This window comes from Brevundimonas diminuta ATCC 11568 (genome assembly GCF_000204035.1).
GTDB lineage: Bacteria > Pseudomonadota > Alphaproteobacteria > Caulobacterales > Caulobacteraceae > Brevundimonas > Brevundimonas diminuta.
The window spans coordinates 2207673-2216131 of record NZ_GL883086.1 but is presented as its reverse complement, the minus strand read 5'-3'; the positions used below and the strand labels follow the sequence as shown (position 1 = coordinate 2216131).

Here is an 8459-nt window from a genome sequence, read left to right as displayed (position 1 = left end):
CGGCGGACGCTGGTCCTTCGTAGCCTGCGAGCCGGATCAGACGTTCGTCGGTCGTGCGGACGATGGGGCGCTGTTCCAGCGCCTGCGCGAGCCCGCCTATGCAGACGGCGGGGTCGTCGGGCTGATGAGCTATGACGCCGGGGCGCGGCCTGCAACCGGCGAGCGGGGGGGCGGCTGGCCGGACCTGATGCTGGCGCGCTATCCGGCCGTGCTGGCCTTCGATCACCAAGACCGACAGGTGCGGGCGATCGGGCGCGGGGCGGACGTCGAGGCGGCGCGCCTTGAGGCGCAGCGCGCAGCGACCTGGCTAGAGACGGCGGCCTCGACGGACACGCCCGCGCCGCCCTGTGACAGCGTGATCGAAGAGGGCTCGGGCGCAGCCTATGAGGCGGCGGTTGCCGATGTGGTCGCCCGCATCGGCGCCGGAGAGCTGTTCCAGGCCAATATCGCGCGCGCCTGGATCGGGCGGTTGCAGCTGGGGCGTGATCCTTTCGAGGTCTTCCTACGGCTGTCGGCGGGGCGCGGCGCGGCCTACGGCGCCTTTTGGCGGCTGGGCGAGCGGGCGCTGGTGTCCAACTCGCCGGAACTGTTCCTGACCTTTGACGACGAGAGCGGCCGTATCGAGACCCGGCCGATCAAGGGCACCCGCGCGCGAGACCCTGACCCCGCGCGCGACGCGGCCCTGGCGGCGGAGTTGGTCGACAGCGCCAAGGACCGGGCCGAGAACCTGATGATCGTCGATCTGATGCGCAACGATGTGGCGCGGGCGGCGCGGCCCGGTTCGGTCAAGGCCGAGCGCCTGTTCGCGCTGGAGAGCCATCCGACGGTGCATCATCTGGTCTCGACGGTGAGCGCCCAGGCGGCGCAGGGCGTCGGCCCGGCCGAGGTGATGGAGGCCGCCTTTCCGCCCGGCTCCATCACCGGCGCGCCCAAGCATCAGGCCATGAAGGCGATCGCGGGCCACGAGCCGCCGCGCGGGCCGTGGTGCGGCTCCCTGTTCGGCTGGGGGCTGGGCGAGGAGGCGCGGCTGACGGCCTCGGTCCTGATCCGCACGGCAGCGTTCGAGCGAGGCGCGGACGGCTGGCGCTGGCGCGCCCTGGCCGGGGCGGGGATCGTCGCCGACAGCGATCCGCGCGCCGAACGGCTGGAGACCGAGGCCAAGTTCCGGGCCTTGAAGGAGGCTCTGGTCGGCTAGGGCCGCCGGGTCAGGCGGGGCAGTCGGCGCAGACGATCCGATCCGTCGTGCGCGGGCGGAGATAGTAGTTGCGTTTGAAGGCGATACTCTCGGGCAGAATCACGTCCGGGATGAACAGCCGATAGCCGTAGTTCGTCTCCCCCAGGATCACCGTCTGACCGTCCGTGATCAGGTCGGGCGGCAGGTCGGTGATGGGATCGCCCCGCTTGCGGGCGGGCATGATGTCGGCGCCGTCGGCGTCCTTGGCGCTTTTGGCGTGACTCCATTCGACCGTGGCGACGCCGCGTGCATCGACGGTGATGCTTGAGACGCGGATCGACAGGGTGTCAGCGGAAAAGGGCCGCATGATCATGTCGCCGATCGCGAAGACGCCGTTCAGATCCTCGATATTGGTGCCGCCGGACTGGGCCACCAGGTCCGCAACCATGGAGGCGACGTGGCTGGCGCGGCGCTCAGCCATATAGCCCTGGGAGAATACGATCAGGCCGAAGTAGATCATGATCATCACGGGCGCGATCAGGGCGAACTCGACCGCCGAGACCCCGCGCCGGTCCCGCAACAGGCGGCGCAGCAGCCCGATGTTCGCGGCGCGCCTCATCTGTAGGGCTCATTGCGGAAGGCCAGGGTGGTGGTCAGCATCACGCGATGATCGTTGGTGCGCGACACGGCCTGGGCGATGAAGGGGGTGACGATGGGTTGTTCATACCAGACGCGCACCAGCACCCGATCGCCGGGATCGCCCGGCATATAGGTCAGGACGCTGGGATCGAAGACGCCCGTTTTCAAAGGGTCGGCGTCCGGCGGGGTCGAGAAGCCGTCGACTACGCGGATGTCGATGAAGGCGCGGCTGGGGCAGTCGGCGGCGAAGACGCTCATCTTGGCGCACAGGCGCTCCTTGATGTCCCCAATCTCCAATTGCTGTTCCTGAGCCAGACCTGTGCGGATCTGTCGCCCGGCGTCGGAGACGGCCGTTTCGACCAGGGCGTCGACCAGCAGCATCAGGCCGATCTCCAATATGCCGAACAGCAGGATGAAGAAAGGGAAGGCCACGAGGGCGAACTCCACGGCGGTGGAGCCCTCGCGACGACGCCGACGATGCATCAGGCCCAGCCCCCGGCGCATGGGATCAGGGGGCCGTGGACGGGCGGGCGGCGGCGGGCGCGCAGCGGGCTCCGCAGGCGATTTCCACCGCTTCACCGCCGCGCCAGACGCGCACCGAGCCGGTTTCGCCGGGGCTGACGGCCACCTGGCGCTGGAACAGGGGGCGGCCCAGGGCGTCGACGGCGATGATCTCGGTCAGGCCGTAGCTCTTGCCGGTGATGAACAGGGTGCGGGCGTCGGTGACGGTGACGTCGGCAATGCGCGGATTGGCCACGATCACTGACCCAGCTGGAGCGCGAAGCTGCACCCGCGTCGCCTGATCCAGCTTGACGTCGAGCGGACGCTCCTGCGCCACGGCGGGCGCGGTCAGGACGAGCAGCGCGGCCAGGCCGGTGAGAAGAGAAGCTGGGCGCATGGCGGGGCCTCCGTGAGGATCAGAACGGGCGCGCGCGAGCGCCGCACGCGAACCTGACCGGCAAAGGTCAAGAAACCCTGAAATTCCCCGCTTGGGCCGAGATCAGCCGTGAAATCTAGTAAACGAGAAAGTAACCATCAATATTGCGCAGCGGCGTCGAGATTTTACTCGCTCTTAAGGGGCGGCGGCGCATTGTCTCCATGCAAACGGGGGTCAAGCGGGCAAAACCGACGACCCTGATAGTGGGTCATCTGCTCGTTATTGAAAGAAGGAAGACACAATATGCGTAACTTCATCACGCGCTTCGCCAAAGACGAATCCGGCGCCACGGCCATCGAATACGGTCTGATCGCTGCTCTGATGGCAGTGATCATTATCGCTGGCATTGGTTTCTTGAAGCCGGGCCTTGAGGGTGCATTTAAGAACGTTGGCGGTCAAATGTCCAAGGTTCCCGCCGCTTAAAGTCGGTGAGGTATCTGTAAACAAGAAAGGCCGGAGCTTATGCTTCGGCCTTTTTTGAATCAGAGAATTTTTAATAATTGCTGTGCAATGCTAGCAAGATGAATGAATTTGCTTCAAAAATTATCTATATAATGCCGGCAATTTTGATTGTTGCCGCAATTTATGACGTATCGACGATGAAGATACCGAATCAATTTTCAATATTACTTATTGTAGTTTATTTTTTTGCAGCCTTGCTTTTTAACTTACCGTTCTCGGTTGTTGTGACGTCCACGCTTCTGGCGTTGTCGGGCTTGCTGGTTGGTTTGGGCATGTTCGCGCTGAATTGGCTCGGAGGAGGGGATGCGAAGCTCATGGCAGCTACTCTTCTTTGGTTGGGGGTGCCGAGCTTGACGCCTTTTATCCTCTACACGGCGCTGGCCGGCGGCGGCTTCTGTCTGCTGCTGATGACGGCGCGCAGCCATCTGCCCTTTTTCGCCCAGACCGGCCCAGGCTGGGTCATGCGCTTGATGCAGCCCAAGGGCGACATTCCCTATGGGGTCGCCATCGCCATCGGCGCCCTGTTGGCCTATCCGTCCAGCCCGCTGATGACGGCCTACATCACCGGTTGATGACGTCGTTCGTCAAGGGCGGCCCAGCTTAGGGGCGCGTTAACCATGACGAGCCATTATCCCTGACAGGCAGGGGGCGGATCATCCGGGTTCGCGCGATCGCGTCTGCCGGAGACACTGGATGAAACCCGCCAAGATCGCCGTCATCTGTATCGCAGCCCTCGCGGCCATCGGTCTGGCGCTGGTCGTGCGCGCCATGGGCTCGTCGGGACAGCCCACGGCCACCGCCACCGCCGCCGTCGAGACGCGGCCCATGGCCAAGGTGCTGGTCGCGGCGCGCGACCTGGAGCCGGGCCGTCGTCTGGTCGATGCGGATCTGAGCTGGAAAGACTGGCCGGCCGACGAACTCAATCCCCTTTTCATCACCGACGGTCCGCCGCCGCCGTCCAAGGCCGAGGGCGCCGCCGCCGAGAACGCGGCCGTCGAGGGCGCGGGCGACGCCAAAAGCACAACGGTGGACAAGGCCATGAAGGCCGTCGCCGAGTTGAACACGCCGGGCGCCAAATCGGACTACATCGGCGCCGTGGTGCGCGAACCCATTCTGGCCGGAGAGCCCCTGGTAGCGCGCAAGATCGTGCGCGCCGGGGACAGCGGCTATATGGCCGCCTATCTGGAGCCGGGCATGCGGGCCATGGCGATCCGCGTGACGGTCGAGACGGCGGCGGGCGGCTTCATCCTGCCTGGCGACCGCGTGGACGTCCTGCTGACGCGCGAGGTCAAGGGGTCAGGCGACGACGGCGGGACCAAATATTCAGCCGCCACGGTGATGCGCAACGTCAAGGTTCTGGCCATCGACCAGAGCACCCGCGCCGCCGAGGACGAGCAGGCGGTCGTCGGCGCCACCGCGACTCTGGAGCTGACGGGCCGCGACGCCGAAGTCCTGGCCCTGGCCAAGTCCGAGGGCGAGCTGTCGCTGGTGCTGCGCTCCTATGCCGATACGGCCGGGCCGTCGGGCCATGTGCCGGGGGCGGTGCGCGGCCGAGCGACGGGCGGCGGAGGCTCGGTCGTGCGCGTCTATCGCGAAGGCCAGGCCGAGACGGTGGCGGTGCCATGAAGACGGGACTATCGGGCATGAATCGTTTCGCTTTCGCCGCCTGCGCCGCCCTGATCGCGCTGGGCGGCTCTGCGGCGTCGGACGGCGCTCGCGCCCAGACGCGCGCCGCCATCACCGCAGGCTCGGCCCCGCAGATGGTCAATCTGCCGCGCGGAACATCCTTCGCCGTCGATCTGCCGGCCGATGCGCGCGACGTCATCATCTCCAATCCGGCCGTGGCCGAGGCCATGCTGCATTCGCCGCGCCGGATCACCATGATCGGCCTGGCGGGCGGCGAGACGGACGCCGTATTCCTGGATGCGAGCGGGCGCACCATCCTGGCGCTGCGGGTGCGCGTGGATGCGGGCGTCAGCGCGCTTCAGGACACCCTGGCGCGCGTGGCGCCGGGCTCGAACGTACGCGCGGAGGCGGTCAACGACAGCATCATCCTGACCGGCGTGGCGGCCAGCCCGCTGGAAGCCGAACGCGCCGCCCAGGTGGCCCGCGCCTTTGTCAGCGCGCCGGAAAAGGTCATGAACATGATCGCCGTCGCCGGATCGGATCAGGTGACGCTGAAGGTGCGCGTGGTCGAGGTGCAGCGCAACGCCATCAAGCAGCTCGGATTCGACACCCAGGCGGTGATCGGCCGCGTCGGCGACACTCAATGGCTGTTGGGCAACAGCGCCACCTGGGGCGTGAACGGCTCGTTCCTGGGCGGTCTGGCCGGCGGGATCGCGCGCGACACCACCAAGAATTTCCAGATGCAGGTGCCCTGTGTCGGCCCCGGCTGGCCCGAGGGCGCCATGTGTCCGGTCACGGTCGACGGCAGCCCCGGCGACCCCTCCAACTGGGACACCGCCAAGCCCGGCACCGGCCCCGGCTCGGATGGGCTGAACAAGGGCGAGGCCATGCTCAAGGCCTTCGAGCGCGTCGGTCTGGTGCGGACGCTGGCCGAGCCCAATCTGACGTCGGTCAACGGCGAGGCGGCCAGCTTCCTGGCCGGGGGCGAGTTCCCCGTGCCCGCCGGGCGCGACCGCGAAGGCCAGATTACAGTCGAGTACAAGCCCTACGGGGTCGGCCTGTCGTTCCGACCGGTGGTCCTGTCGGAAGGGCGCATCAGCCTGCAGGTCAAGGTCGAGGTGTCGGAGCTGACGCCCAACGGCGGCCTGACCATCGGCGCGGGCACGCCGTCCTCGATCACCCTGCCGGGCCTGACGGTGCGGCGCAGCGAGAACACCATTGAACTGCCCTCGGGCGGGTCGATGATGATCGCCGGCTTGCTGCAGGAATCGACGCGTCAGGCGATCGACGCCCTGCCGGGCATGACCAATCTGCCGGTGCTGGGCCAGCTGTTCCGCTCGCGCGACTATGTGATGGGCGAGACCGAACTGGTGGTCATCGTCGAGCCCTATATCGTCAACCCGACCTCGCCGGATCGGATGCAGACGCCCGCCGACGGTCTGCGCATCGCCCAGGACGCCCAGACCATCTTCTTCGGCCAGTTGAACCAGGTCTACGGCTCGCCCGCTCCGGCGGCGCAGCCGGGCGCCGGCTGGCGCGGCCCTGTCGGCTATGTGATCGAGTGAGCGCCATGATCCGCACCGCCTCCATCTCCGCCGCCGTTCTGAGCCTGAGCCTGGCGTTGTCGGCCTGCGTCGGCGGCCCGGCCGGCCTGGGCGGCGAGCCGCCGCTGACCCCCACCTCGCGTTTCAGCCTGCAGGTTGAGCCAGGCCTGGATCGCATCGCCCTGGCCGTGCACGAGACGGGCCTGTCCGCCAATCAACGCGCGGCGCTGGACGCCCTGGTCGGACGTTTCGCCATGGAGGGCGCGCCGGTCCTGGTGATCGAGGCACCGGCGGGGGGCGACCCTGTGGCGGCCCAGGCGGCGTGGAATGTCAAGGCGGCGTTCGAGGCGGCGGGCGTGCCCGGCGAGCGCATCCAACTGGTCGGCTACGCCGCGCCGGACCCCAGGGCGCCGGTGCTGGTCGGGTTCGAAACGGTGCGCGCGGTGGTGCCTCAGTGCGGAACCCAGTGGGGCAATCTGGGCCGCACTGGCGACAATCAGTCGGCTTCCAACTTCGGCTGCGCCGTCACCGCCAACCTGGCCGCCCAGATCGCCGATCCGCGCGACATCGTCGCCCCGCGCGCCATGATCCCGGCCGATTCCGGTCGTCGCTCGGTGGTGTTCGACGCCTATCGTAAGGGCGAACAGACCTCCGCCCAGCGCGAGACCCTGTTGTCGCAGACCAAGATTTCACAGGCTGTGCAATGACGACGGCGCCCAAGCCCTTTCCTTCTCAGGATTTCGACGCCCTGGACGGCTTCGATCTCGATGACGAGTTCATGGATCTGCACCCGACCGGCGCCGGGACGCCCGCGCCTTCGGCTATGGGACAGGCGGTGGACGCCTTCGATCCGGTCGGGCGGATGCGGACCGAAACCGAGGCGGCGATGAATACGTCGACGCCTTCCGCCGCCGTCGCGCCGCCCGTGGTGGCCGCCATGCCTGCGGTCGAGACGTCGACGGCGCTGACGATGGGCGGGGCGGCCTCGGTCGAGGTGTCGATCCCGCGCATCGGGGTGCACATCTTCGCCGAGCGCCAGGACACGGCCGCCGCCGCCGAGCGCGCGGGCCAGGACCGCCGCATGGCGCGCGCCACGACCCAGATCCGCCTCGGCGGCGTCCAGGCGGCGATCGAGGCCTATCAGGCCGAGCCGACGCCGCCCCTGATCATCGTCGAGAGCCTGAAGGCGCCGCAAGATCTGCTGGCCGAGATCGACCAACTGGCCCAGGTCTGCGATGCGGGCACCAAGGTCGTCATCATCGGCGCGACCAACGACATCCTGCTGTTCCGCGAGCTGATGCGGCGGGGCGTCAGCGAATATCTGGTGGCGCCGATCCAGCCGTTGCAGCTGATCGCCGCCATCGGCGGCCTGTTCGCCGACCCGGCCCAGCCCTTCGTCGGCCGCACCATCGCGTTCGTCGGCGCGCGCGGCGGGGCGGGGGCCTCGGCCGTGGCGCACAACACCGCCTATGCGATGAGCGAACGGATCGGCGTCAACACCGTCATTGTCGACTACGATCTGCCGTTCGGCACGGCCGGGCTGGACTTCAACCAGGATCCCCTGAACGGGGTGGCCGACGCCCTGAACCAGCCGGATCGCCTGGACCCCACCCTGCTGGACCGGATGATGGTCCGCTGCACCGACAAGCTGAGCCTGTTCGCCGCGCCCGCGACGCTGGAGACCGACTGGGACATCGGCGCCGAGGCCTTTGAGGAAGTCACCACCCGCATCCGGGCGACCGCGCCCTTCGTGGTGCTGGACCTGCCGCACCTGTGGTCAGGCTGGATGCGCCGGGCGCTGATCGCGGCCGACGAGGTGGTGGTGGTGGCGACGCCGGACCTGGCCTCGCTGCGCAACGCCAAGAACATGATCGACCTGATCAAGCAGGGACGCCCCAACGACGCCCCGCCGCGCCTGGTGCTGAACCAGGTGGGCATACCGGGGCGGCCCGAGATTCCGGCCAAGGATTTCGGCGCGGCCCTGGGCGTCCATCCCAGCCTCAGCATTCCCTTCGACGCCAAGGTGTTCGGCGCGGCCGCCAACAACGGCCAGATGATCGTCGACGCCGCCGCCAAG

Annotated in this window: 10 protein-coding genes; 7 read left to right on the top strand and 3 right to left on the bottom strand. The window is 67.9% G+C overall.

Annotated elements, in window-relative coordinates:
* On the top strand, positions 1 to 1195 hold a 1195-nt coding region (locus BDIM_RS14655), incomplete at its 5' end, for an anthranilate synthase component I family protein (RefSeq protein WP_040346336.1).
* A gap of 10 nt (positions 1196 to 1205) precedes the next feature.
* Here the strand turns inward: BDIM_RS14655 and BDIM_RS14650 are convergent.
* From BDIM_RS14650 to BDIM_RS14640, 3 genes are read right to left on the bottom strand one after another with little or no spacing between them, the layout of a single operon-like run.
* Positions 1206 to 1793: a TadE/TadG family type IV pilus assembly protein gene (locus tag BDIM_RS14650; protein WP_003166370.1), complete on the bottom strand. Its 588-nt coding sequence runs from the start codon at positions 1791 to 1793 to the stop codon at positions 1206 to 1208.
* Complete coding sequence (locus tag BDIM_RS14645) at positions 1790 to 2317, bottom strand: TadE/TadG family type IV pilus assembly protein (RefSeq protein WP_003166369.1); 528 nt, start codon at positions 2315 to 2317, stop codon at positions 1790 to 1792. Before BDIM_RS14645 ends, BDIM_RS14650 begins: the two co-directional genes overlap by 4 nt.
* A gap of 4 nt (positions 2318 to 2321) precedes the next feature.
* The gene (locus BDIM_RS14640; protein WP_003166368.1) at positions 2322 to 2711 is read right to left on the bottom strand and encodes a pilus assembly protein N-terminal domain-containing protein; all 390 of its coding nucleotides are present in this window, start codon (positions 2709 to 2711) and stop codon (positions 2322 to 2324) included.
* 282 nt (positions 2712 to 2993) lie between these two features.
* On the opposite strand from BDIM_RS14640, the gene BDIM_RS14635 reads away from it, so the two are divergent.
* The 6 genes from BDIM_RS14635 to BDIM_RS14610 all read left to right on the top strand — a co-directional run.
* A complete protein-coding gene (locus tag BDIM_RS14635; protein ID WP_003166367.1) occupies positions 2994 to 3173 on the top strand; it encodes a Flp family type IVb pilin in 180 nt (59 codons plus the stop codon).
* A 98-nt stretch (positions 3174 to 3271) separates the two neighbouring features.
* On the top strand, positions 3272 to 3784 hold the full coding sequence (locus BDIM_RS14630; protein ID WP_040346335.1) for an A24 family peptidase: 513 nt from the start codon (positions 3272 to 3274) through the stop codon (positions 3782 to 3784).
* A gap of 121 nt (positions 3785 to 3905) precedes the next feature.
* A complete protein-coding gene (gene cpaB / locus BDIM_RS14625) occupies positions 3906 to 4838 on the top strand; it encodes a Flp pilus assembly protein CpaB (protein WP_003166365.1) in 933 nt (310 codons plus the stop codon).
* 17 nt (positions 4839 to 4855) lie between these two features.
* Positions 4856 to 6403, top strand: a complete 1548-nt coding sequence (locus BDIM_RS14620; protein ID WP_169312160.1) for a type II and III secretion system protein family protein — start codon at positions 4856 to 4858, stop codon at positions 6401 to 6403.
* A 5-nt stretch (positions 6404 to 6408) separates the two neighbouring features.
* Entirely contained in the window at positions 6409 to 7089 is a 681-nt protein-coding gene (locus BDIM_RS14615) for a CpaD family pilus assembly protein (protein ID WP_040346334.1), read from the top strand.
* A partial coding sequence (locus tag BDIM_RS14610; RefSeq protein ID WP_040346333.1) for a CpaE/TadZ family protein occupies positions 7086 to 8459 on the top strand: 1374 nt, incomplete at its 3' end. The genes BDIM_RS14615 and BDIM_RS14610, both read left to right, overlap by 4 nt.

Coding starts and splice junctions, on each gene's coding strand:
- BDIM_RS14650 (WP_003166370.1), bottom strand. CDS start 1,793: ATGAGGCGCGCCGCGAACATCGGGCTGCTGCGCCGCCTGTTGCGGGAC.
- cpaB (WP_003166365.1), top strand. CDS start 3,906: ATGAAACCCGCCAAGATCGCCGTCATCTGTATCGCAGCCCTCGCGGCC.
- BDIM_RS14630 (WP_040346335.1), top strand. CDS start 3,272: ATGAATGAATTTGCTTCAAAAATTATCTATATAATGCCGGCAATTTTG.
- BDIM_RS14615 (WP_040346334.1), top strand. CDS start 6,409: ATGATCCGCACCGCCTCCATCTCCGCCGCCGTTCTGAGCCTGAGCCTG.
- BDIM_RS14640 (WP_003166368.1), bottom strand. CDS start 2,711: ATGCGCCCAGCTTCTCTTCTCACCGGCCTGGCCGCGCTGCTCGTCCTG.
- BDIM_RS14635 (WP_003166367.1), top strand. CDS start 2,994: ATGCGTAACTTCATCACGCGCTTCGCCAAAGACGAATCCGGCGCCACG.
- BDIM_RS14645 (WP_003166369.1), bottom strand. CDS start 2,317: ATGCGCCGGGGGCTGGGCCTGATGCATCGTCGGCGTCGTCGCGAGGGC.
- BDIM_RS14620 (WP_169312160.1), top strand. CDS start 4,856: ATGAATCGTTTCGCTTTCGCCGCCTGCGCCGCCCTGATCGCGCTGGGC.